The sequence below is a fragment of the Marinobacter sp. LV10R520-4 genome (assembly GCF_002563815.1).
Lineage (GTDB): Bacteria > Pseudomonadota > Gammaproteobacteria > Pseudomonadales > Oleiphilaceae > Marinobacter.
The window spans coordinates 3,115,101-3,139,792 of record NZ_PDJM01000001.1 but is presented as its reverse complement, the minus strand read 5'-3'; the positions used below and the strand labels follow the sequence as shown (position 1 = coordinate 3,139,792).

The following is a 24,692-nucleotide window of genomic DNA, read 5'->3' as shown; positions in this document are numbered from 1 at the left end:
TGCACATTATCAGGCAAGAAGATGACAGAACCTACCCGGATTTTCCACAATGATTGAGCACCCTATTGTGCAGGCAAATGGCAAAGCGGTCATCGGGCGACCTCCGGAAAACGTACTGACTATTCTGTAATTCAATTTTACCAAGCTGACATTTCGAGGATCTTTGCCATGACCGCACCGGCTCCCTACGTGCTGATTCTGTATTACAGCCGCACCGGCCAAACCGCCGACATGGCTAATCGCATTGCCCGCGGCGTTGCCCGGGTGAGCGGCATGCAGGCGCGAATTCGCAGCGTGCCGCCGGTAGCACCGGAAACAACCAGCGCAGTGCCACCGGTGCCCGATGAAGGCGCACCCTATGTTAGCAAAGACGATTTGGCTGCCTGCTCTGGTTTGGCCATTGGCAGCCCTACCCGCTTTGGCAATATGGCCGCGCCGTTAAAGTACTTTCTGGATACTACCGGTGATTTGTGGATTGCCGGCGCCTTGGCTGGCAAACCCGCCGGAGCCTTTACGTCAACAGGCAGCCTTCATGGCGGGCAGGAAACCACATTACTGTCGATGATGCTGCCACTGCTCCACCATGGCATGGTGCTGTGCGGTTTGCCCTACAGCGAGCCGGCTTTGGGTGCAACCACGACCGGCGGCACACCTTATGGCCCTAGTCATTTCGCCGGCACCGGTGAACAGCTGCCACTGAGCGAACACGAGCAGGTTCTTTGCCAAGCGTTTGGCGAGCGCCTGGCTCGCCTGGCGTTGAAGCTGGCCGACTAATCCGCTGTCGCGGAATCACCTTAAACAATTGCGGATTTCTGACATGTTGCGTAACCCGAAAGCACTCATAACGGCACGTATTACTCTGGCGCTCTATTTGGCCACTATGATTACCCTGGTGGTGACTGCTTTTTTCCCGGGGCCGGACGAAGGCGTCTCCATCACCATGATACTGGCGGTAAAACTGTTACCTCTGATCGGTTTTATTGTGCCGGTGTATCGCGGCAACAGTCGCGCCTATATCTGGTTATCCTTCGTTATCATTTTCTATTTCACCCAAGGCGTGGTGTCAGCCTGGCTCAGTGAGGGCGCCATCGGGCCGGTTATTACAACCGCGCTAACCTTCTTGCTGTTTACTGTGGCGATGATTCACCTTAAGGTAAATCGGCCCGAGACGGCCTGAGTGTTGCTGATAGCACACCGCTCTCCCCCCGATGACTGCAACGGACGCCCAGTTTATGGCTTCAGTGCCTCCCCGTGACAAACGCCCGCCGGCCAAAGTACAGAAGGCCAAGGTACCCCAGGCGCCGGCAAGAGCGACCTTGACCCTGCGGGATATTTGCACGGCTTTGGTCAGCAGCGGCGACATTCTGCAAACCGACGCAGAACGTGTGATGTCTGCCAATCTTGGCAGCGCCGGAGGCGACACAGTACCGCGCCACCCACTGGAACTGGTCGCTATTGCTGCTCTGAACAGTCAGCATTCTGGGCAAACCCTGAATCTGGAGCGGCTGACTCAATGGCTGGCCGACTGGGCCGGACAAGATTACTACCATATTGATCCGCTAAAAATTGACGCCGCGGCTATTGCGCGGGTGATGTCCTTCGCCTTCGCCCAGCGCCACGGCATTTTGGCAGTAGAAATCCATAATGACCAGGTGCTGATTGCCAGCGCCGAACCCTTTCGTTCGGAGTGGGAGCACAACCTGCGTCAGGCCGTGCACAAAGAGTTAAAACGGGTGGTCGTCAATCCCGAGGACTTACGCCGTTATACCCAGGAATTCTATCAGCTTGCCAGTTCAGTAGATAAAGCCAGCGGTGGCCAGGCTAAAGGAACGCTGGCGGGCCACCAGAACTTCGAGCAGTTACTGGATCTGGGAACCAGCGACAAGCCCGAAGCCAATGATCAACACGTGGTGAAAATTGTCGACTGGCTGCTGCAATACGCTTTTGAGCAGCGCGCATCTGACATTCACATAGAGCCGCGCCGCGGCATTACCCGGGTGCGCTTTCGCATTGATGGCGTGTTGCATTCGGTGTACGAATTTCCCGGCCACGTAGGCACTGCTGTAACCAGTCGCCTGAAGATACTGGGTAGGCTGAACGTGGCCGAAAAACGCCGGCCACAGGACGGGCGTATAAAAACCCGCAAGCCGGACAGTCAGGAAGTAGAACTGCGCCTGGCCACCTTGCCCACCGCCTTTGGCGAAAAAATGGTGCTGCGCATTTTTGACCCGGACGTGCTGCTGAAATCCTACGAGCAGCTGGGTTTTAGCCGTGAGGACCGCGAACGCTGGAACGGCATTACCAGCCGGCCCCACGGTATTGTGCTGGTAACCGGCCCTACCGGCTCGGGTAAAACTACCACCCTGTATTCCACACTCAAACAGCTTGCCACGCCAGAACTGAACGTATGCACCATTGAAGACCCCATTGAAATGGTGGAGCCGGCGTTTAACCAGATGCAAGTGCAGACCAACATCGATCTAACCTTCGCCGCAGGCGTTCGGGCACTGCTGCGACAGGATCCTGACATTATCATGATTGGCGAAATCCGTGATCTGGAAACCGCAGAAATGGCGGTACAGGCCGCTTTGACGGGCCACCTGGTTCTTAGCACCCTGCACACCAACGATGCCCCCAGTGCCATCACCCGACTGATGGAGCTGGGCATTCCCCCGTACCTGATTCGCGCGACGGTGCTGGGCATTATGGCTCAACGCCTGACCCGGAACCTCTGCCCCCATTGCAAAGTGGCCTGCGAGCCCGATGAACATGCATGGAAAACCCTGACCCAGCCCTGGCGTGCGCCTCTGCCAAAAGAATTCTATCAGCCGGCCGGATGCCTGGAATGCCGCCAGACCGGCTACATTGGCCGCTCGGGCGTTTATGAGATACTGGAGTTGTCCAACGCCATGGTGCGGCAAATCACCGAGGGCTGCGAACTGGAGCAATTGCGTGCGGACGCTTACAAAAGCGGCATGAAGTCATTGCGACTGAGTGGCGCGCAAAAGGTTGCCGCCGGGCTGACCAGCGTTGAAGAAATTCTGCGGGTGACGCCCGAAAGTCAGCGCTAGATACTATTTGTTAAGCGCTTTTCGTTAAGCACTTTGTTAAGCACTGTTCGTTCATCAATACGCTTTAAGCACCCGGGCGCAAGCCGCACTGCTCCAATAGCTGCTGCCAGCTTCGGGTGTGTTCGGCCAAGGCCTGGTCCAGATCACCCCACACGCTTGCGCTCTCAGCAACGGCCTCGGCGGGCAAGGCACGGGCCTTCCAGCGTTGGAAACTCTGCGGCATCACGGCGGTTTGAATCTGCGCCAGCTGCGCCAGGGGCTCCAGCAAATCAGTTCGGGCACGGCGCAATTCCGCCAGATACGGCTGCACCTTGCCAATGTAAACACTGAAAAACATATCATTTACGATAGTGGACTGATTGTTGGGCTTACCATTCAAGCACAGAGGGCGCTGCGCCAGCCGGCGTTGAATCAGCTCCGTGCCGTCATTCAGTCTCGCCGCCACTAGCAGGGCGCTGTTGATTAACTGACCGGCGTGATACTCGGCCTGCCAACGCTGTTGCACAGCCCCGGCAAAGTCCAGATTCTGATCCAATTCGCCACTAAGAAGACTCCGTGCCACGCGCTCTAACTGAACAGCTTCACGGGCGAGGTCCGACAGCGGATTTTCGGCAATCACTGGATAAAATCCCTTGCTGGTGGTAAACAGGTTCTCGACTTCCTCAACACCCCAGGTTGCGTTCCAAAGCGCGATTGGCAGGTTCTCGCGTTTACTACTGATGGCTTGCCGCAACATGTCCTGCAGATCTTTATCTCCATCATCATCAACGCTGCTTTGCAGGCATTTTTCAGCGCTGGCAATGAAACGCAGTTCGTACCTCAAACGGTTTAGCGGCTGCATAACCTTGCCCAAGATGGAATTTTTCTCACCGACGACAAATTGCAGATCACAGCCGTAGAGCGACAGAAAGTCCAGCATTCCGAGTTCCAGCTCGGGCATGTCCAAAACCCGTTCACGGCGGCGCGGTAAAATAGGCGCCGGGGCCGGCTCGCTGAACTGAGGGTCAGTATCCAACACCCGGCCCAGGCGCTCAACGTACTCATCCATCATGGGTCGCGCTTCATCAAACGGATTACAGGCAGCGAGAAAGATGGCTGCAAGCACCGTTAGAGAAGCCCTAACCGAGTTTTTTCCAACGATTCCAAAGGCCCGAGGCATTGTCATTACTTCACGACTTTTTCGCCGTCTTTGTTAACCCATATCGGGCGATCGCCATTACCCATCTTGCCGTTAGTGTCCCAGATTTCCCGATTCTCGGTGGTTTTTTCAATAGCGCCGTTATCTTCCCAAATGACGCGATCTGTGCAGCCTGCCAAGGCGATCAGTGAAACAATGACCAAAGCGGTCTTTTTTGTCAGCAGATAGGCCATACATTTCTCCGATTTCGATTCATAGTTGAGGTTGCCATCGGCGATGCTTAGTCGCGCCGGTCGTGGGCTTCCCGATTATTCTGTTTTTCGCGATCACTCTTGCGGATCATAACGTAAATGGCGCCGGTACTGCCGTGGTGCTTTTGTGTTGTATGAAACGCCAACACCGGCTCCAATTCCGGTAACCACTTGGCTAGGTAACTTTTGAGCCAGGCGATACCGTCGCGGTTGCGTTCGCCTTTACCGTGCAGAATCGTTACCGTTCGCAGGTCATAGCGCATACAGTCATTTACAAAACCAAACACTTGGCGTCGGGCTTCGTCTACCGTCATCCCGTGCAAGTCCAACTTGGCTTCGCTGGGGTAGTAACCCAGTCGCAGTTTGCGAAACACGCCGTTCTGAATGCCGGGGCGCTTCCAGCTCAGAATATCCTGAGCGGTCAAAGGCTCAACCATGTCCGCCGTTAGCGGGTTGGTGTCTTTCAGCGGCAACGCGATAGCTGCCCGCTGCCGTTCCACGTGGCCCGGCGTCAGTTCGCGAGGTACCACAACATCGGCTTTGTTTGGCCGTTTTATACGTTTCACATCGCCCATTTCGGCGAGAAAACTCAGTCGATCTTCTTTTGTAGTCATGACAGTATTATCAATGGTTCCTAATGCGGCGAACTTTACCATTGGCCTGCGATGCCATAAAGCAATCCGGCGGCGCCTGCACTAGACTGTAAGCAAATCCATCCGTCGTCGACAGAGTGAAACCGAACATGGCAGCAGCCTCTCAAGACCAGAATCGCCCGCAAAATACCCGGGCCGTTATGGCTTTTCTGCAAAATCATCCGCCTTTCTCCAATATGGACGAAGATCATCTGGCGCACTTTGCAGAGCACTCTGCGCTGCGTTTTTACGCTAATGACGAGGTGGTTCTGTCCGCGGACGACGGCGTCGTCAAACAATTTTACGTTGTAAAGCAGGGTCGGATCCGTGGTGAGCGACTGAATAGCAGGGACGATCGCATCGAAACCACTTTCGAGATTGGCCTTGGGGACTGCTTTCCACTGGCGGCACTGGTGGGTGAGCGGCCTACCCGCACCGTGCACCGGTCGGTGGGCGACACATTCTGTCTGAGCATTGAGCATGAAGCTTTTGTCACTCTGTTTACCCAAAGCGATACCTTCCGCGACTTTTGCCTGCGCGGCGTTAGCAGTCTGCTAGATCAGGTGAATCAGCGCATACAGTCCGGCGCCATGGCGTCGATTGGTTCGAGCTTTACGTTAGACTCGCCGCTGGAGCGCTTCGCCCTGCGCAATCCTATTGTCTGCACACCCGACTTGCCGGTGCGCAAAGCTGTGGCGCGCATGCATGAAAACAGCGTAGGCAGCATTGTCATCACCGACGACAACCGACACCCGGTGGGTATTTTCACATTGCGCGACTTGCGCACACTGATTGCCGAAGAAAAGGCTCCCCTGAGCGCACCGATTCGGCACGTTATGACACCGAACCCCTGCTCATTGCTGGCAAAAGAAGATGCCTTTGCAGCCGCCATGCTGATGGCGGAGCATCACTTTGCCCACATTTGCGTGGTGGACGACGAGAACAAATTGATTGGCGTTGTGTCAGAACGGGACCTGTTTGCATTGCAGCGGGTAGATCTGGTCAACCTTGCACGCACCATTGGTACCGCCACCCACCTGCGCACCCTGGTAAGCCTGCGCGCGGATGTCTCGCGCCTGGTTGATTCCATGTTGGCCCATGGCGCCGATTCAGGCCAGATTGTAAAAATCATTACCACCCTGAACGACGTCACTGTGCGCCGCGTATTAGAACTGAACATCGCCAAAAACGATCCCGGCATAGCGTTTACCTGGCTGACGTTCGGCAGCGAGGGTCGCCAGGAGCAAACCCTGTTAACCGATCAGGACAACGGCATATTGTTCACCACGCCGGAGGGTATGACGGAAGATCAAGTGCGAGAGAAACTGCTGCCGTTCGCGCGCATCGTGAACGACGAGCTGGCAGAATGTGGTTTCACCCTGTGCAAGGGTAATATTATGGCCAGCAACCCGAAACTGTGCTTGAGTGGCGCCGAATGGGACGACTGGTTCGTGCACTTTATCGATGCTTCGACATCGCAGAACCTCATATATTCGTCGATCTTCCTCGATATGCGGGCGGTGTTCGGCCCTGGCGAACCTGTGTACGAGCTGTTCCAGACAGTTTTGATGCGTATCGGCAACAATTCGCTATTTCAAAAAATGCTGGCGGGCAACGCCTTTACCCGAAAACCGCCACTGACAATGTTCCGCAGCTTTCGCTATGTCAGCGATGGTAAAAACCGTGCGTTAGATCTGAAGCGCCAGGGCCTGGCGCCCTTCGTTGAATCAGTGCGGGTGTTTGCTCTGGCTAACGGCGTGGGAGCTGCGAACACCCTGGAGCGGATGGATGAACTGGCTCGCAAGGGCGTGTTTGACGCCAAAGACGCCAATGCCTGGAAAGAAGCCTACAGCCTGATACAGGCTATCCGTATGCGGGCGCACAATGAAATGTTGGAAAACAAAGAGCCGTTAACCAATTACATTGACCCAGATGATCTGAATCCGCTGGATCGACGAATTCTCCGCGAATCTTTCCGCCAGGCCCAGCGCCTGCAACAGAAGCTGGAACTGGCTTACCAGCTCTAGCCTCGGGGCCTGATTATGATCGACTTTCTGAAACAGTGGCTGGAGCGCAAAAAGCGTGGTGGTATAGACACCACTAACCTGCCAAACCCCAAAACAATTGGCGATCAGCCATTGATGACTTCGCGGTTAATCGTGCTTGATCTGGAAACTACAGGGTTGAACCCGGCCAAAGACCAGATGATCGCTATTGGCGCCGTCGCCATCAACAACAATGCTATACCCCTGGACGACCAGTTTGACCTGATTCTGCGTCGGCCCGAACTGGACATTCGTAAAACCGTACTGATACACGGCATCGGCCCGGAAGCGTTGACCGACGGCCACGAAACCGAAGATGCTCTGTTGCATCTTCTGGACTGGATGAATGGCGACCCCATTCTGGCCTATCATTCGGCCTTTGATCAGAAATTTCTGGAGAAAACCCTGCGCGCGGAACTCGGCTACGGCGAAAATCACATCTGGCTCGACGTTGCAGAGCTAATGCCCACTTTTTTCCCAAGCGCCAATACACAAGGTAAGGGCCTGGACAATTGGGCTGACACCTTCGGCTTGCACGCCAGTGCCCGCCATCATGCGGCAGCTGACGCCATGGTCACCGCAGAGCTCACGCTAATTGCTCTGAACAAGGCCGCGCAACAGGGCACTCTCACCCTGGTCCAGCTCAGCGACAAATTACGTTATCACCGTCGCCTGAGAAACATGCAACGGCTCTGACAACGCCACTTGTAGAGCCATGGTACGTACCGAGCTGAAGCGTCTGCGCCAGCTCTCAATTTCAACCGTAAACCCGTCAAAATCCAGAGTTTTAGACCTTTTGCCAATATCACTCGGGCTCGTATTGCACCAAAGTCAATAAGGTAATCCCGCTAACTCCACAATAATAACAGGAGTACTCTATGTCAGGTCATAGCGACAACGCTGAACAGTACTGGAAGGCGAATCTTCGCCTGATATTCGGGAGCCTGATCGTTTGGGCTCTGGTTTCTTATGGTTTCGCGATCTTCCTGCGGCCAATGCTGTCCAGCATTTCCATCGGCGGCACGGACCTGGGCTTCTGGTTCGCTCAACAGGGCTCGATTCTCACGTTTATTGCACTGATCTTCCACTACGCGTGGCGCATGAACAGGCTCGATAAACAATTCGGCGTGGACGAGGAATAATAATAATGAGTCAATTTGCCATTAACATCATTTTTGTAGGTGGATCATTCGCCATCTACATCCTTATCGCCATCTGGGCCAAGGCCGGAAGTACAAAAGACTTTTATGTTGCCGGTGGCGGCATTCACCCCATCACTAACGGTATGGCGATTGGTGCCGACTGGATGTCCGCAGCGTCCTTTATTTCCATGGCAGGTATTATCGCTGCCAGTGGCTATGCAAGCTCGGCTTACCTGATGGGTTGGACGGGTGGTTACGTTCTGCTGGCTATGCTTCTGGCACCTTACTTGCGCAAATTCGGCAAGTTTACGGTTCCGGAGTTTATCGGTGACCGTTTCTACAGCAGCAAAGCTCGTTTGGTAGCAGTTGTCTGCCTTATTGTAGCGTCTGTCACCTACGTTATCGGTCAGATGGCCGGTGCCGGTGTAGCCTTCTCTCGCTTCCTTGAAGTCGATTCCACAACAGGTCTGATAATCGCAGCTGTGGTTATTTTCATCTACTCCGTAGTTGGCGGCATGAAAGGTATCACCTACACGCAGGTTGCCCAGTACGTTGTGTTGATCCTTGCCTACACCATCCCAGCTGTATTCATCTCTTTACAGTTGACAGGCAACCCGGTTCCAGCGCTTGGTTTGTTCTCCACTCACATCGATTCCGGCATGCCGATTCTCGACAAGCTGAACCAGGTCGTCACTGACTTAGGCTTCACAGAATACACTGCAGATCTCGACAGCCACCTGAACATGGCGCTGTTTACCTTGACGCTGATGATTGGTACCGCTGGCCTGCCCCACGTTATCATCCGCTTCTTCACCGTTCCGAAGGTTGCAGATGCTCGCTGGTCTGCTGGCTGGGCCCTGGTGTTTATTGCGCTGCTGTACCTCACAGCGCCGGCGGTTGCGTCCATGGCTCGCCTGAACCTGATGAACACCATTTATCCCGATGGCACTGCTGCTGAGCCAATTCAGTACGATGACCGCCCGAACTGGGTCAGAGAGTGGGAAGTTACAGGTCTGATCAAGTTCACTGACAAAAACGAAGACGGCCGTATCCAGCTGTATAACGATGACTCATCTGCAGACGGCACGGCCTTCGAAGCTGAGGCAACGGCCCGTGGCTGGAAAGGCAATGAGCTTGAAGTAAACCGGGACATCCTGGTGCTTGCCAACCCGGAAATTGCCAACCTGCCTGGTTGGGTTATCGGGCTGATAGCCGCAGGTGGTCTTGCAGCTGCACTATCAACAGCCGCAGGCTTGCTCCTGGCGATCTCTTCAGCAATCAGTCACGACTTGATCAAAGGCTCGATTAATCCGGGTATTTCGGAGAAAGGCGAGTTGAGGGCAGCCCGTATATCGATGGCCGTTGCGATTGTTGTAGCGACATATCTTGGCGCCAACCCACCGGGATTCGCTGCACAGGTTGTTGCGCTGGCGTTTGGTATCGCAGCCGCATCCCTGTTCCCGACTCTGATGATGGGCATCTTCTCCAAGCGCGTTAACAATGTTGGCGCCATCGCGGGTATGCTGTCCGGCTTGGTGTTCACCCTGACGTACATCTTCGTGTACAAAGGATGGTTCTTCATACCAGGTACCGCCAACCTTGCTGACATTCCGGCGAACTGGGTATTCGGCATCTCTCCTTTGTCTATCGGTGCGATTGGTGCCGTCGTCAACTTTGCGGTAGCCTTCGCGGTATCCAATGTGACTGACGAGCCACCCGTTGAAATTCAGGAGCTGGTTGAGAGCGTTCGTTACCCACGCGGTGCCGGACAAGCTCAAGACCACTAAGCAACAACCCGGCCTGTTTCACTCATTGAGTTGACAGGTTGTTACTGAACGGGCTTCCTCTTAGAGGAGGCCCGTTCTTTTTTAAGGAAACACATTTATGTTCTGGACTTTTGTCGCCACCGTATTTTGTGGACTGGGCGCCGCCGGTATCGCTCTTGGAATCCGGGCCGTCACCCGCAATATGGCACCTAAATGGATTATTCCGGTATTTGCCGGCGCAGGTATGCTCGGCTATCTGATTTACGGCGAATACAGCTGGTTTGACCATAAGCAGTCACGCCTCCCTAATGAAGCTGTGGTCGTGAGCACAGAGAGCAAAGGGATATTCTGGCGTCCGTGGTCGTTGGTTTACCCCTATGTAACCGCGTTCTCCACTGTGGATAAGAACAGCATCGCCCGGGATACGAACAATCCGGATATAGTACGGTTCACACTTTACCGTTTTGAACAGAAAATCACTGACACGGTTGCACACCGGGTTCACATTATTAATTGCGGGACTCGCGAGGTTGTTCCTATCGGCTCTGATGGAACGCCAAGGGTCGACAACATGAAAGTTCTGGAAAGGAATGACCCACTTTTCTCCACCGTGTGTGCTGGCTAATATTCCGGTAACGGGCCTGGCAGCCTGATCACCTGACGGATATGCATTAATATGATTAGTGTCTGGTTGCTGGTTTTAATTTCCATCACCTACGTTTCCCTGCTGTTTGTGGTGGCCTGGGCAGGTGACCGCCATCCGGGGCTTTACCGGCATCGCTTAGCCAGAACTCACATCTATGCGCTGTCTCTGGCAGTGTACTTCTCTTCCTGGACCTTCTATGGCGCCGTTGGTCGTGCCACCCAGGAAGGTCTTGGATTTTTACCCATCTATCTTGGGCCGTTACTGGTGTTCGTGTTCGCCGCACCGCTGTTGCGCCGCATCATTCACATCAGCAAGCGCAACAGCAGCACCTCCATAGCCGACTTTATCGCTTCCCGCTACGGAAAATCCCAGTTGCTAGCAGCGATGATCGCCGCCTTTGCGTTAATCGGCAGCGTGCCCTACATCGCCTTGCAGTTAAAAGCCATTGCCATGGGCTTTGCGGTGCTGTCCAGCCCCCACGGCGGCGTACAGGAACTCAGTAACGCCGCCTGGAGCGATTCAGCTTGGTACATCACGTTGGCTCTGGCCCTGTTTACCATTTTATTCGGTACCCGCCACCTGGAATCAACAGAGCATCACCGCGGCATGATTCAAGCCATTGCGTTTGAATCTGTGATCAAGCTGGTGGCGTTTTCAGCGGTTGGGTTGTTTGTGCTGTTTGGCTTTTTCAATGGTTTTGACGACCTTACACAGCGGGTGGCCGCGGCCGATCTCACCGGAGTGCTGACAACCGAAAACCTGAATCTGACCGCGTTTATTACCCAAACCCTGGTCGCCGGGGTGGCCATTGTCTGCCTGCCGCGGCAGTTCCACGTTATGGTGGTTGAAAATAGCGAGCCCCGCGATTTCGAGACCGCGCGCTGGGCTATGCCTATTTATCTGATCATCGCCAGCGCTTTTGTACTGCCAATTGCCGCTGCCAGCTTGCTCGTACCGGATAGCGCCAACTACAACCCTGACATTATGACGCTTCAGTTGCCCATACTGGCCGGCAATACCTGGCTCGCAGTACTGGCGTTTCTGGGGGGCGGCTCCGCAGCGGCGGCGATGGTGATTGTGTGCTCGGTGGCGGTCGCCACCATGGTCAGCAACGAAATCATCATGCCGGCTTTGTTGAAATTCTTCCGTCCAAGAATGAATCGCAAGGCAGACCTGAGCTACCTGCTCCTTAGCATTCGCCGAATCGCTATCTTCGCTGTTTTACTAACAGCGTATGGCTTTTATCGGATGGCAGGGGAAGACACCAGTTTGACGGCCTTCGGACTACTGTCGTTCGCTGCTGCGGCGCAACTTGGACCGGCGTTGGTGGGCGGAATCGTCTGGCGCGGTGGCAACTATAACGGAGCGGTGTGGGGCCTCTTTATAGGTTTTATATTGTGGCTTTACACTCTACTCCTGCCCGCACTGGCATCTACTGGCTGGATCAATGACACACTTGTTCAACAGGGTCTCTGGGGCATGAGCTGGACCCGTCCCACCGCCCTGTTTGGCGCTGAACTGGACCAAATCAGCCACGGTATAATCTGGAGCCTGGGAGCCAATACTGCGATTTATATAATGCTGTCCTTAGTAACCCGCCAACGAGTGCGTGAAAAAATACAGATCGCCAGTTATTTTCAGGACACTCACGGACGCGGAGAAACCCCCCACCAGCAAACTTGGCAGGGTGAGATTCTGACCGCTGATCTGCAGGCTCTGGCAGATCGCTTCATGGGCGACGAGCGCGCAGAAACGGTATTTCGCAATTACGAGCGCCGCAATGCCATCCGCCTTTATCCACAGCGGCCTGCAACAACACATTTGATGAAGTACGTAGAGCGCCAGCTGGCATCGATTATCGGCGGCTCAACCGCGCGTGTGGTTTTGGAATCGACCCTGACGGGTCGCGACATGCAGATTGAAGACGTCGTCAGCATTGTGGATGAGGCCTCACAGGCAATGACGTTTAGCCGAGAGCTACTGCATTCCGCTATTGAAAACCTCAGTCTTGGCGTGTCAGTAGTAAATCACCAGCAGGAACTGGTGGTGTGGAATCATCTATACATCGAACTGTTCAATTACCCAAAGAGTTTTGTACGCCTGGGACGACCGGCGGCTGACCTGATTCGTTATACTCTGACTAACGCAAATCTTTCAGCCCGTAAAATCGATGAAATCGTTACTGAACGCATTGGCAGCATGACCCAAGGCCAACGTGTGTCCTATGAGCTCCAGCGGCCCGATGGCACGTTTATCCGCATTGAAGGCGCGCCGATTCCCGGCGGCGGCTATGTCACGACATTTCAGGACATAACGCCCATGCGTCGTACCGAACAGGCGCTAAAGGAAACCAATATCTACCTCGAACAACGGGTTAAAGAGCGAACCCAGGAACTGCAGGTGATCAACGAGCAGATGCTTAAAGCCACGTCTGTAGCCGAACAGGCCAATCACAGTAAAACACGCTTTCTCGCGTCAGCCAGCCACGATCTGCTGCAGCCCTTAAATGCCGCACGCCTATTCACCTCTGCCCTGCAAGGTAAAGCTCAAAGTGCCGAGTGTCAGCAATTGGTCGAACACATCGACAGCTCCCTGGGTGCGGCCGAAGAAATCATCAGTACGCTGCTGGATATCTCCAAATTGGATGCCGGTGCTCTGGAGCCGGATATCAGCGTGTTTCCGGTTAGCGATATCATCCGCCGGCTGGCAAACGATTTTTCTGCCATCGCCAAAGACCAGGACCTTGTATTGGATGTGGTACCCAGCTCCGCCTGGATCCGTTCAGATGCCAAGCTTCTGCGCCGGGTGATCCAGAATTTTCTGTCCAATGCCATACGCTATACACCCGAAGGCCGAATCCTGCTGGGCTGTCGTCGCCTGGATGGTTTCCTGCGCATTGAAGTCTGGGACACAGGGCCAGGCATTCCGGAGGATCAGCTAACCCAGATTTTTGAAGAGTTCCGCCGTTTCCAGCATGGGCGCGACAAGAAAGGTTTGGGCCTTGGCCTTGCCATCGTCGACCGCATCAGCGGTATGCTCAATCATCCGGTGACGGTTCAGTCGCGGCAGAGTCGTGGCAGCGTTTTCAGTATTACGGTGCCCAGAGTGGCCGCCGAGGAGCTAACACCCCTGCCGGTACAAGCTCATGGCCCGGCTCGGCGAGTATCCAGTCTGAAGGGCCGCCATCTGCTGTGTATTGATAACGATGCCGCTATTCTTCAGGGTATGGTGGCGCTGCTGAGCAACTGGCAATGCCAGATAACAGCCGCGGACAGCCTGGACGACGCCATGACAAAACTGGGTGTGGACATTCCCGACATTCTGCTGGCCGACTATCAGCTAGACGACGACCAGAACGGTCTGGACGCTATGGACACGCTGCGCGTAGCTCTGAAAAAGCGCCTGCCCGGCATTCTGATTACAGGCTATATGGCACAAGAGGTAAGAGATGACGCGACAGACCGCGGCTATCATGTGCTTTATAAACCCGTAAAACCGGCTGCTCTGCGCGCTATGGTGAATAAACTTTTAAAATAAGTCGGTAAGTGGCAACCACTCTACGCCCCGCTGCTTTCGGTAAACTGTACTATAATCGACGTTTTTCGCGATAATTTTCTGATCCAGAAAATCCACAGGGTTTGCTAACTGGTAGCCCCGGCCACGCACGGTGTGTATATCAAAACCTTCCTTCAACGCTCGCCGTACGATCTTCCATATCGCGGTGCGGCTGACGCCGAACTCAATGGCCAATGACTGTCCGGAATGGATCTTGCCGTCATTCAAACGGGTTATCAATACCTTGGCTTTCATTCAGGGGTGCCCGTGTCAATGACTAAGCGCTGGATTAAACACTAAATCCGCACGAATTCAAAGCCTACGCATGACTTTGGAATGGGTGAATCACCAAGCGGGGACAGGTTTCACCGGGGGACGGATTTGAAATCCGTCCCCTATTTCTGGCTGGTTTCGTTTTTTTCAGGCAAAAAAAAGCCCCGGTAGCGTGAGCTATCGGGGCATTTAGCAATAAGAGTCTGACGATGACCTACTCTCACATGGGCGAACCACACTACCATCGGCGCAGGCCTGTTTCACTTCTGAGTTCGAGATGGGATCAGGTGGTACCAGGCCGCTATGGTCGTCAGACAAAACGGTTGATCACTGGGGGATGAGATAGAACATTGGCTTGTTGGGCCGTGATATTGATTTTTTCGTCGTTATCCGTGTTGTGTCAAACCCAATTGTCTTGGGTGTTATATAGTCAAGCCGCACGAGCAATTAGTATCGGTTAGCTCAACGCCTCGCAGCGCTTACACACCCGACCTATCAACGTCCTGGTCTTGAACGGCTCTTCAGGGGCCTCTAGGGCCCAGGGAGATCTCATCTTGGAAGGGGCTTCCCGCTTAGATGCTTTCAGCGGTTATCCTATCCGAACATAGCTACCGGGCAATGCCACTGGCGTGACAACCCGAACACCAGAGGTTCGTCCACTCCGGTCCTCTCGTACTAGGAGCAGCTTTCCTCAAATCTCCAACGTCCACGGCAGATAGGGACCGAACTGTCTCACGACGTTCTAAACCCAGCTCGCGTACCACTTTAAATGGCGAACAGCCATACCCTTGGGACCGGCTTCAGCCCCAGGATGTGATGAGCCGACATCGAGGTGCCAAACACCGCCGTCGATGTGAACTCTTGGGCGGTATCAGCCTGTTATCCCCGGAGTACCTTTTATCCGTTGAGCGATGGCCCTTCCATACAGAACCACCGGATCACTATGACCTACTTTCGTACCTGCTCGACGTGTCTGTCTCGCAGTCAAGCGGGCTTGTGCCATTACACTAACCGTACGATGTCCGACCGTACTTAGCCCACCTTTGTGCTCCTCCGTTACGCTTTAGGAGGAGACCGCCCCAGTCAAACTACCCACCACACAGTGTCCTCATCCCCGATAAGGGGACCAAGTTAGAACCTCAAACATGCCAGGCTGGTATTTCAAGGTTGGCTCCACGCAAACTGGCGTTCACGCTTCAATGCCTCCCAGCTATCCTACACAAACATGTTCAAAGTTCACTGTGAAGCTATAGTAAAGGTTCACGGGGTCTTTCCGTCTAGCCGCGGATACACCGCATCTTCACGGCGATTTCAATTTCACTGAGTCTCGGGTAGAGACAGCGCCCCCATCGTTACGCCATTCGTGCAGGTCGGAACTTACCCGACAAGGAATTTCGCTACCTTAGGACCGTTATAGTTACGGCCGCCGTTTACCGGGGCTTCGATCAAGAGCTTCTCCGTGAGGATAACCCCATCAATTAACCTTCCGGCACCGGGCAGGCGTCACACCGTATACGTCCACTTTCGTGTTTGCACAGTGCTGTGTTTTTAATAAACAGTCGCAGGGGCCTGGTATCTTCGACTGGCTTCTGCTCAACCCGCGAGGGGTGTCACATACCACCAGCGTGCCTTCTCCCGAAGTTACGGCACCATTTTGCCTAGTTCCTTTACCCGAGTTCTCTCAAGCGCCTTGGTATTCTCTACCTGACCACCTGTGTCGGTTTGGGGTACGGTCTCAAATCACCTGAAGCTTAGAAGATTTTCCTGGAAGCATGGCATCAATAACTTCCCGCCACATGGGCAGTCGTCATCGCGTCTCAGAATTGAGGACCCGGATTTGCCTAAGTCCCCTCCCTACACGCTTAAACCGGGACGACCGTCGCCCGGCTTACCTAGCCTTCTCCGTCTCTCCATCGCAGTGATCCAAGGTACGGGAATATTAACCCGTCTCCCATCGATTACACCTTTCGGTCTCACCTTAGGGGCCGACTCACCCTGCGCCGATTAGCGTTGCGCAGGAACCCTTGGTCTTCCGGCGTGCGAGTTTTTCACTCGCATTGTCGTTACTCATGTCAGCATTCGCACTTCTGATACCTCCAGCAAGCTTCTCAACTCACCTTCGCAGGCTTACAGAACGCTCCCCTACCCCGCATACAAAGTATGCAGCCGCAGCTTCGGTATCCAGTTTGAGCCCCGTTACATCTTCCGCGCAGGCCGACTCGACTAGTGAGCTATTACGCTTTCTTTAAAGGATGGCTGCTTCTAAGCCAACCTCCTAGCTGTCTGAGCCTTCCCACATCGTTTCCCACTTAACTGGAATTTTGGGACCTTAGCTGGCGGTCTGGGTTGTTTCCCTCTTCACGACGGACGTTAGCACCCGCCGTGTGTCTCCCGGATAGTACTCACAGGTATTCGGAGTTTGCATCGGGTTGGTAAGTCGGGATGACCCCCTAGCCGAAACAGTGCTCTACCCCCTGTGGTATTCGTCCGAGGCGCTACCTAAATAGCTTTCGGGGAGAACCAGCTATCTCCGGGCTTGATTAGCCTTTCACTCCGATCCACAAGTCATCCCCTGGCTTTTCAACGACAGTGGGTTCGGTCCTCCAGTTGATGTTACTCAACCTTCAACCTGCTCATGGATAGATCGCCCGGTTTCGGGTCTATGCCCAGCGACTAATTCGCCCTATTCAGACTCGGTTTCCCTACGGCTCCCCTAAACGGTTAACCTCGCCACTGAACATAAGTCGCTGACCCATTATACAAAAGGTACGCCGTCACAGAACAAGTCTGCTCCGACTGCTTGTACGCATACGGTTTCAGGATCTATTTCACTCCCCTCACAGGGGTTCTTTTCGCCTTTCCCTCACGGTACTGGTTCACTATCGGTCAGTCAGGAGTATTTAGCCTTGGAGGATGGTCCCCCCATGTTCAGACAAGGTTTCTCGTGCCCCGTCCTACTCGATTTCACTAGACTCAGGTTTCGGATACAGGGCTATCACCCACTATGGCGGCACTTTCCAGAGCCTTCTCCTACCCGTTGTTTAGCTTAAGGGCTAGTCCCCGTTCGCTCGCCGCTACTTAGGGAATCTCGGTTGATTTCTTTTCCTCGGGGTACTTAGATGTTTCAGTTCTCCCGGTTCGCCTCTTACACCTATGTATTCAGTGTAAGATACCCAGCCTAAACTGGGTGGGTTTCCCCATTCAGAAATGTCCGGATCACAGCTCGTTTGCCAGCTCCCCGAACCTTATCGCAGGCTTCCACGTCTTTCATCGCCTCTGACTGCCTAGGCATCCACCGTATGCGCTTAGTTGCTTGACTATATAACCCCAAGACAACTGATCGCTAACGACACCCAGATGTCTCCGCCCAACCGAAGTTAAGCAGATCCTTTCCAGGAACATTAGAGACAGTCGCTCGAAGTCATACACAACCACTTCAACGACAACACCGGATAACGCTTGAAAAAATCGTTATCACTTGAACACGTCTCTCAAAGACCGTAGAGAAACGTATTCGTGTTCTATCTCATCCAATTTGTTAAAGAGCAAATCTGACCCAGTGATCAGAAAGAAGACCTTCAGACTTAGCGGACGCTAAACTGAAACACTTATTTCTGTACACTGACCGAAGTCAGGCATTCAGGGTAACCAAGTAACTTAGAACGTCTACGAACCCACACATTCACAAATCTGTGTAATGGTGGAGCTAAGCAGGATCGAACTGCTGACCTCCTGCGTGCAAGGCAGGCGCTCTCCCAGCTGAGCTATAGCCCCGGATGCTATCTCCGACTGACCCAATAGGATGGCGTCAAACTCGGAAATCGTTCAGATCAAGGCATCGGATGTCGCCGCATAGTTTACTATGCAAGTCATTCGATAACGCCGAGCTGGACGATTTTGGTGGGTCTGGGTGGAGTTGAACCACCGACCTCACCCTTATCAGGGGTGCGCTCTAACCAACTGAGCTACAGACCCGGTTTTGCTTGTCCAAACACAAAGGTTTGGTACAGCCGATACGGGCCTAAGACCCTTTGCTCTCTTTAATCAATCAACCAAGTAATTCGTGTGGACTCTGACCGAAGCGTTCGGCATCGTTTAAGGAGGTGATCCAGCCCCAGGTTCCCCTAGGGCTACCTTGTTACGACTTCACCCCAGTCATGAACCACACCGTGGTAATCGTCCTCCCGAAGGTTAGACTAACTACTTCTGGTGCAATCCACTCCCATGGTGTGACGGGCGGTGTGTACAAGGCCCGGGAACGTATTCACCGTGACATTCTGATTCACGATTACTAGCGATTCCGACTTCACGGAGTCGAGTTGCAGACTCCGATCCGGACTACGACGCGTTTTGTGAGATTGGCTCCCCCTCGCGGGTTTGCAGCCCTCTGTGCGCGCCATTGTAGCACGTGTGTAGCCCTGGCCGTAAGGGCCATGATGACCTGACGTCATCCCCACCTTCCTCCGGTTTGTCACCGGCAGTCTCCCTAGAGTTCTCAGCATTACCTGCTAGCAACTAGGGATAGGGGTTGCGCTCGTTACGGGACTTAACCCAACATCTCACGACACGAGCTGACGACGGCCATGCAGCACCTGTGTCAGAGTTCCCGAAGGCACCGATCCATCTCTGGAAAGTTCTCTGCATGTCAAGGCCAGGTAAGGTTCTTCGCGTTGCGTCGAATTAAACCACATGCTCCACCGCTTGTGCGGGCCCCCGTCAATTCATTTGAGTTTTAACCTTGCGGCCGTACTCCCCAGGCGGTCAACTTAGTGCGTTAGCTGCGCCACTAAGGATTCAAGATCCCCAACGGCTAGTTGACATCGTTTACGGCGTGGACTACCAGGGTATCTAATCCTGTTTGCTCCCCACGCTTTCGCACCTCAGTGTCAGTGTTGGTCCAGGTAGCCGCCTTCGCCACTGGTGTTCCTTCCTATATCTACGCATTTCACCGCTACACAGGAAATTCCACTACCCTCTACCACACTCTAGCCATGCAGTTCGAAGTGCCGTTCCCAGGTTGAGCCCGGGGCTTTCACATCTCGCTTACATAACCACCTACGCGCGCTTTACGCCCAGTAATTCCGATTAACGCTTGCACCCTCCGTATTACCGCGGCTGCTGGCACGGAGTTAGCCGGTGCTTCTTCTGCGAGTGACGTCAATCCTCAAGAGTATTAATCTTAAGGCCTTCCTCCTCGCTGAAAGTGCTTTACAACCCGAAAGCCTTCTTCACACACGCGGCATGGCTGGATCAGGCTTGCGCCCATTGTCCAATATTCCCCACTGCTGCCTCCCGTAGGAGTTCGGGCCGTGTCTCAGTCCCGATGTGGCTGATCATCCTCTCAGACCAGCTACGGATCGTTGCCTTGGTAGGCCATTACCCCACCAACAAGCTAATCCGACTTAGGCTCATCTAATAGCGCAAGGTCCTCTCCGAAGAGCGGATCCCCTGCTTTCCCCCGTAGGGCGTATGCGGTATTAATCCGAGTTTCCCCGGGCTATCCCCCACTACTAGGCAGATTCCTAAGCATTACTCACCCGTCCGCCGCTCGACGCCTGGTAGCAAGCTACCATCGTTTCCGCTCGACTTGCATGTGTTAAGCCTGCCGCCAGCGTTCAATCTGAGCCATGATCAAACTCTTCAGTTTAAATCATACAAGATCCGAAGATCTTAAATCTGCTCAAGACAAAAACTCAATTCTTGACGAGTCGTTGACTTGGTATTTCTTACCGAAATACTCCAGTCAGCGCCCACACGAATTACTTGGTTAATTTTTTAAAGAGCGTTTGAGCCGTGGCTCAATCAGGAGGCGAATTATACATCGTTTCGCTGCCCTGTCAACCGTTTATTTCGAGAAGCTTCAGAAGCATTTCCTTCCAAACCCCCCAACCTAACCGGCCGGTACTGCTTGGTTCGAGAAGCGCATTCTACAGCGTATCCGAACCGTGTCAACCGTTTTCGCGTTCAAAGTTTAAATCACATTTCCTAAACTTTTCAACGTCTTACCAAACAGTTTCCGCTTAACTCCTACCCCTCTGATCCGGGCTGTCCCTCAAGCGAGATGCGCATTCTACAGACTTCTCCGAACAGGTCAACAGCCAATCTGAACTTTATCAAAAAACCTCAAACTGACCTTGAGCCACCTGCCTAGTATCCATGAATGGCTACCTAAACTACCTGACGACTATAGCTAGTTCAGAGACACTTTAATAGCACTTGCGGCGTTTCTCGCTTTTTCCTGCGCAGCGTCAATAGAACCAGCCAGCGCCAGTACAACGCCCATGCGACGCCGGCCACTCAGCTCCGGCTTACCAAACAGACGTAACTGTGTATCGGGCTCAGCCAGTGCCAGTTGCATACCACTGTATCGGATACGCTTCGAATTACCTTCGGGCAGCACCACCGCCGATGCCGCAGGGCCGTATTGACGTATAGAAGGAACCGGCAATCCGAGAATTGCCCGGGCATGCAACGCAAATTCAGAAAGGTCCTGACTGATCAGCGTTACCAAACCCGTATCGTGAGGCCGCGGCGACACTTCCGAAAACCAAACGTCGTCGCCCTTTACGAACAGCTCTACGCCATACACCCCCAAACCACCCAGGCTTTCAACCACGATACGGGCGACGCGAGCCGCTCTCTCAAACGCGAGATCCGACATCGGCTGAGGCTGCCAGGATTCGCGATAATCACCGTCCTCTTGACGATGGCCAATAGGATCGCAAAACGATATGCCATCACGGTGCTTCACCGTCAGCAGAGTGATCTCGTACTCGAAGTCCACAAAACCTTCAACAATCACCCTTCCTTTACCAGCACGACCGCCGCTTTGGGCATAATCCCACGCAGCCTCGATGTGCTCGGCGAGGGTTACCGTTGACTGCCCTTTACCAGACGAGCTCATTACCGGCTTTACCACGAGTGGCAATCCCACCTCTTCCACTGCCGCCAGGTACTCTTCTTTTGTACCTGCAAACCGAAAGGGTGACGTCGGCAGTTCCAGCTCTTCAGCCGCCAATCTACGAATGCCTTCCCGATTCATGGTTAGATGTACCGCTCTTGCCGAGGGAATCACCGTGAAACCTTCGTTTTCGAGCTTAACCAACTCTGCGGTAGCGATGGCTTCAATTTCCGGCACAATCAGGTTCGGCTTTTCAAGCTCGACAATCCGCCGTAATGCCTGAGCATCCAACATATCAATAACGTGACTGCGGTGGGCAACCTGCATAGCGGGTGCGTTGGCATAACGATCAACAGCGATAACCTCCACACCGAAACGCTGCAGCTCGATGACAACTTCTTTGCCCAACTCACCGGCACCGCAAAACAGAACTTTGAACGCGGTGTCTGTTAACGGTGTTCCCAAGGTGACGTCTGCTATTTTTTGTTCCATAACAATTCCATCGGATGATATTGAACGGCCAGCGGCCGGGTTCAGATTAAAGCCTTTTTCTCGCGCTCAGCAACCAGGCGCAAAACCTCACGCCGTTCATCGTTGTTCATTTGCATCCAACGCATAATTTCATCACTTGAACGATGGCAACCAATACACACGTCATCTTCATTAAGCGCGCAAATACTGACACAAGGCGACCTGACTTTATTAGCAACGCTCATCGCTCGGGCTCACAGGGTTGCAGGTTGTCCAGGTAGTGCGCAGCATTCTTGACGTAACTCAGAGCGGCCATTTCCAGCATCTTTTGCTGCTCCGGGCTTAATTGGCGCTTTACCCGCGCCGGCGAACCTATAACCATAGAGCCGTCAGGTATGACCATATGTTCCGGCACTAGCGTGTTCGCACCTATCAAGCAGTGCTTGCCAATTTTGGCACCGTTCAGCACAACTGCGTTGATGCCGATTAACGAATAATCGCCCACGTCACAGCCGTGCAGCATGGCTTTGTGCCCCACTGTCACCCCGCGGCCAATGTTTAACGGTAATCCTGGATCGGTATGCAATACGGCGCCATCCTGCACGTTGCTCTGCTCGCCAATCGTTATCAGCTCGTTATCACCGCGAATCACCACGTTGAACCACACGCTGGCTTTGTCTAATAAGCGAACACTGCCGATCACCGAGGCATTATCGGCAACAAAATGACCGCTTCCTTCTAGCACCGGAACTCTCTCGTTCAATTTGTAAAACATAATTTCCTCTTCAAGTCTACCAACTCTGTTGGGCTCTCAAACCGATTAGCATCGTAATATTAACGCGAGGGAGGTCGTTCCAGATCAATACCGGCATCGTACACAGCGTTCATAAAATCGACCAGCACTACGGCTGACAAACCCCATATCTGGTATTTCTCCCAGCGGTAGCAGGGCACGTGAATGGTGCCGCCTATAAAAGGTAAGGCATCGGTGCGCTCACGGCGGTCTTCCAGCAACCAGGCTATAGGAACACGGAACACGCTCTCGATTTCTGCAGGATTGGGGCGCAGTGGATGGTCTTCGGGTACCACGCCTACGTATGGTGTTACAAGAATACGGGCATGAGATGTGACCTGGCTTAGCGCTGACACAATCTGCACCTGGTCTGGCGGCAAACCGATTTCCTCATGGGTCTCCCGAAGAGCCGTAACCATCAGGTTTTCGTCTTCTGGGTCGCGCCTGCCACCCGGGTATGCCACCTGGCCGCGATGGGTTTTAAGATGGGCAGATCGCAGGGTGAACAACATTTCCGGATTGCCGCTATTGTCGGTAATAGGCACCAAAATGCCAGCTTCAGGATAGTCCAGCGCAAGCTCGTTAGGCCGGTAGCCTGCCAACCGGGAATGTAACAGGTGCTTCAAAGTATCTCCTGGCATGATTCAATCAAAGGCGCCATGGCGCTAAGGTGGCTCAGATGGTTAAACTAACAGCCTTTAAGACATCTATTACCAGTATACGGGGAAAGCTATGAATTACTGCAGTGACTGTGGTGAACAGGTAGAACAGCGGGTCCCCGACGGCGACAATCGTCACCGCTATGTGTGCACCCACTGCAACACCATTCATTACCAGAACCCCCGTATTATCGCGGGCACGGTGCCGGTATGGGACAACCGTATTCTTCTGTGCCGCCGCGCCATCGAGCCTCGCTACGGTTACTGGACCCTGCCTGCAGGCTTTATGGAAAACCAGGAGACAACCATAGAAGCAGCGGCTCGCGAAACCCGCGAGGAAGCCCTGGCTGAAGTTCACATTGAAGGTCTTTACGCCGTGATTGATGTACCCCACATCGATCAGGTACACATATTTTACCGCGCCACTCTGATTGATGGTGAATATGGCGCCGGCGAAGAATCACTGGAAACACAATTGTTTGAGCTGTCAGACATCCCCTGGGACGAACTATCGTTTCCGACTGTGCGCAAAACCCTTGAGCTTTTTGTAAACGATATGAAACAGCAGACGTTCGGGGTTCACGTAGACAGTATTCGTCACTCTATGGCGAAATCCGAAAAAGCCTGATCAAAACTGCACCAGAGCAAACACTTCGTAGGCGGGCTCCTCATAGGGGTGCGTCGCCTTCAATGCAGCAATGGCACTTCTCACGCAGGCCTCAGCGCACACCAATTCCACTTTGTACTCTGCAACGGTTTTTAGAACACCCGCTTGACCGATAAACGGCTGACTTCCGTCCAGTGGTCGAAACTGCCCTCGCCCTGATATTTGCCAGGCACACTGACCATAATCGCCAATACGCCCCGCTCCAGCGTTAAACAGTGCATGTTTGGTTTCGTCAAGATGACTTTCTGGCACAAAGTAGCAAATCTTATACATAGTATCCCTCATAGACGGTCAAATTCTAAACACTTGAGAATTCAAAAAAGTTACCCACAGATTCTGTGGATAACTCTGGGGAAAGTTTTTAAGCAGCGCCCCAAAAACCCCGTCATTACTGCCTTTAAGACAGATTGGTGACAAAATCGCCGCCTAAAAATAATCTTTATTTATCAATAACTTGAATTTGTCTACTGAAATTATCACGGCAAATCATAGGGTTGTTTACAGAACATACAGTGAATGCCAGAAAATGTGCATAAAAATTCTCAGTCAAGAGTTTTTTTTGGAAATTATGCAGTTTTTTCTCTTGATATCCCCAAACAACACAAATTGCAGGCCAAAAAAACCGGGCATCCGCCAGCTCCTTTAACAGAGCTGACAAAAGCCCGGCTTTTACACCAATGAC

General features: G+C 53.4%; 20 protein-coding genes, 2 tRNA genes and 3 rRNA genes. 11 read left to right on the top strand and 14 right to left on the bottom strand.

Going from position 1 to position 24,692, the window contains the following annotated elements:
• Positions 1-168 precede the first annotated feature (168 nt).
• The 3 genes from wrbA to ATG98_RS15235 are packed head-to-tail and all read left to right on the top strand — an operon-like array spanning position 169 to position 3,071.
• Positions 169-774 carry an NAD(P)H:quinone oxidoreductase gene (gene wrbA, locus ATG98_RS15245; protein ID WP_098417983.1) on the top strand — a complete coding sequence of 202 codons (606 nt, stop codon included), beginning with the start codon at positions 169-171 and terminating at the stop codon, positions 772-774.
• A gap of 43 nt (positions 775-817) precedes the next feature.
• A complete protein-coding gene (locus ATG98_RS15240; RefSeq protein ID WP_098417982.1) occupies positions 818-1,177 on the top strand; it encodes a DUF2069 domain-containing protein in 360 nt (119 codons plus the stop codon).
• Between the two features lie 55 nt (positions 1,178-1,232).
• Positions 1,233-3,071: a GspE/PulE family protein gene (locus tag ATG98_RS15235; protein WP_098417981.1), complete on the top strand. Its 1,839-nt coding sequence runs from the start codon at positions 1,233-1,235 to the stop codon at positions 3,069-3,071.
• Positions 3,072-3,135: 64 nt separating this feature from the next.
• On the opposite strand, the gene ATG98_RS15230 is transcribed toward ATG98_RS15235, so the two are convergent.
• The 3 genes from ATG98_RS15230 to smrA are packed head-to-tail and all read right to left on the bottom strand — an operon-like array spanning position 3,136 to position 5,074.
• On the bottom strand, positions 3,136-4,236 hold the full coding sequence (locus tag ATG98_RS15230) for a DUF3080 domain-containing protein (RefSeq protein WP_179888180.1): 1,101 nt from the start codon (positions 4,234-4,236) through the stop codon (positions 3,136-3,138).
• Entirely contained in the window at positions 4,236-4,442 is a 207-nt protein-coding gene (locus tag ATG98_RS15225) for a hypothetical protein (RefSeq protein ID WP_098417980.1), read from the bottom strand. The genes ATG98_RS15230 and ATG98_RS15225 overlap by 1 nt, the downstream gene beginning before the upstream one ends.
• Before the next feature lie 47 nt (positions 4,443-4,489).
• Positions 4,490-5,074 carry a DNA endonuclease SmrA gene (gene smrA / locus ATG98_RS15220; RefSeq protein WP_098421611.1) on the bottom strand — a complete coding sequence of 195 codons (585 nt, stop codon included), beginning with the start codon at positions 5,072-5,074 and terminating at the stop codon, positions 4,490-4,492.
• Positions 5,075-5,202: 128 nt separating this feature from the next.
• On the opposite strand from smrA, the gene ATG98_RS15215 reads away from it, so the two are divergent.
• The 6 genes from ATG98_RS15215 (at position 5,203) to ATG98_RS15190 (ending at position 14,228) form a co-directional block, all read left to right on the top strand.
• Positions 5,203-7,119 (top strand): putative nucleotidyltransferase substrate binding domain-containing protein, encoded by a 1,917-nt coding sequence (locus ATG98_RS15215; RefSeq protein ID WP_098423741.1) that lies wholly within the window; start codon positions 5,203-5,205, stop codon positions 7,117-7,119.
• 15 nt (positions 7,120-7,134) lie between these two features.
• Positions 7,135-7,833 (top strand): PolC-type DNA polymerase III, encoded by a 699-nt coding sequence (locus ATG98_RS15210; protein ID WP_098417978.1) that lies wholly within the window; start codon positions 7,135-7,137, stop codon positions 7,831-7,833.
• Between the two features lie 182 nt (positions 7,834-8,015).
• A complete protein-coding gene (locus ATG98_RS15205) occupies positions 8,016-8,279 on the top strand; it encodes a DUF4212 domain-containing protein (RefSeq protein ID WP_098417977.1) in 264 nt (87 codons plus the stop codon).
• Positions 8,280-8,284: 5 nt separating this feature from the next.
• On the top strand, positions 8,285-10,066 hold the full coding sequence (locus tag ATG98_RS15200) for a sodium:solute symporter family protein (protein WP_098417976.1): 1,782 nt from the start codon (positions 8,285-8,287) through the stop codon (positions 10,064-10,066).
• Between the two features lie 97 nt (positions 10,067-10,163).
• Positions 10,164-10,670 carry a hypothetical protein gene (locus ATG98_RS15195; protein ID WP_098417975.1) on the top strand — a complete coding sequence of 169 codons (507 nt, stop codon included), beginning with the start codon at positions 10,164-10,166 and terminating at the stop codon, positions 10,668-10,670.
• 51 nt (positions 10,671-10,721) lie between these two features.
• A complete protein-coding gene (locus ATG98_RS15190; protein ID WP_098423739.1) occupies positions 10,722-14,228 on the top strand; it encodes a PAS domain-containing hybrid sensor histidine kinase/response regulator in 3,507 nt (1,168 codons plus the stop codon).
• On the opposite strand, the gene ATG98_RS15185 is transcribed toward ATG98_RS15190, so the two are convergent.
• The 10 genes from ATG98_RS15185 to ATG98_RS15140 form a co-directional block, all read right to left on the bottom strand.
• Positions 14,220-14,501 carry an HTH domain-containing protein gene (locus tag ATG98_RS15185; protein ID WP_228706160.1) on the bottom strand — a complete coding sequence of 94 codons (282 nt, stop codon included), beginning with the start codon at positions 14,499-14,501 and terminating at the stop codon, positions 14,220-14,222. The genes ATG98_RS15190 and ATG98_RS15185 overlap by 9 nt on opposite strands.
• A 219-nt stretch (positions 14,502-14,720) precedes the next feature.
• Positions 14,721-14,834: ribosomal RNA gene (gene rrf / locus ATG98_RS15180) — 5S ribosomal RNA — on the bottom strand.
• Positions 14,835-14,945: 111 nt separating this feature from the next.
• Positions 14,946-17,838, bottom strand: a 23S ribosomal RNA gene (locus tag ATG98_RS15175).
• A 379-nt stretch (positions 17,839-18,217) separates the two neighbouring features.
• Positions 18,218-18,293 (bottom strand) — tRNA-Ala (locus tag ATG98_RS15170).
• Between the two features lie 124 nt (positions 18,294-18,417).
• Positions 18,418-18,494 (bottom strand) — tRNA-Ile (locus ATG98_RS15165).
• 121 nt (positions 18,495-18,615) lie between these two features.
• Positions 18,616-20,166, bottom strand: a 16S ribosomal RNA gene (locus tag ATG98_RS15160).
• The 16S, 23S and 5S rRNA genes sit together here with 2 tRNA genes alongside, the layout of an rRNA operon.
• 543 nt (positions 20,167-20,709) lie before the next feature.
• A complete protein-coding gene (purT, locus tag ATG98_RS15155) occupies positions 20,710-21,912 on the bottom strand; it encodes a formate-dependent phosphoribosylglycinamide formyltransferase (protein ID WP_098423737.1) in 1,203 nt (400 codons plus the stop codon).
• Between the two features lie 41 nt (positions 21,913-21,953).
• Positions 21,954-22,136 (bottom strand): DUF1289 domain-containing protein, encoded by a 183-nt coding sequence (locus ATG98_RS15150; RefSeq protein ID WP_026224078.1) that lies wholly within the window; start codon positions 22,134-22,136, stop codon positions 21,954-21,956.
• Positions 22,133-22,666, bottom strand: coding sequence for a gamma carbonic anhydrase family protein (locus tag ATG98_RS15145; RefSeq protein ID WP_098417972.1), 534 nt, complete (start codon positions 22,664-22,666; stop codon positions 22,133-22,135). Before ATG98_RS15145 ends, ATG98_RS15150 begins: the two co-directional genes overlap by 4 nt.
• A 59-nt stretch (positions 22,667-22,725) precedes the next feature.
• Entirely contained in the window at positions 22,726-23,310 is a 585-nt protein-coding gene (locus tag ATG98_RS15140) for an NUDIX hydrolase (protein ID WP_098417971.1), read from the bottom strand.
• A gap of 106 nt (positions 23,311-23,416) precedes the next feature.
• Between ATG98_RS15140 and ATG98_RS15135 the strand changes: the two genes are divergently transcribed.
• Positions 23,417-23,971 (top strand): NUDIX hydrolase, encoded by a 555-nt coding sequence (locus ATG98_RS15135; protein WP_098417970.1) that lies wholly within the window; start codon positions 23,417-23,419, stop codon positions 23,969-23,971.
• Here ATG98_RS15135 and ATG98_RS15130 read toward each other — a convergent pair whose 3' ends face one another.
• A complete protein-coding gene (locus tag ATG98_RS15130) occupies positions 23,972-24,283 on the bottom strand; it encodes an NGG1p interacting factor NIF3 (protein ID WP_098423735.1) in 312 nt (103 codons plus the stop codon).
• Between the two features lie 243 nt (positions 24,284-24,526).
• Between ATG98_RS15130 and ATG98_RS21890 the strand changes: the two genes are divergently transcribed.
• Positions 24,527-24,691 carry a hypothetical protein gene (locus tag ATG98_RS21890; protein ID WP_179888178.1) on the top strand — a complete coding sequence of 55 codons (165 nt, stop codon included), beginning with the start codon at positions 24,527-24,529 and terminating at the stop codon, positions 24,689-24,691.
• The last annotated feature ends 1 nt before the right edge of the window (position 24,692 follow it).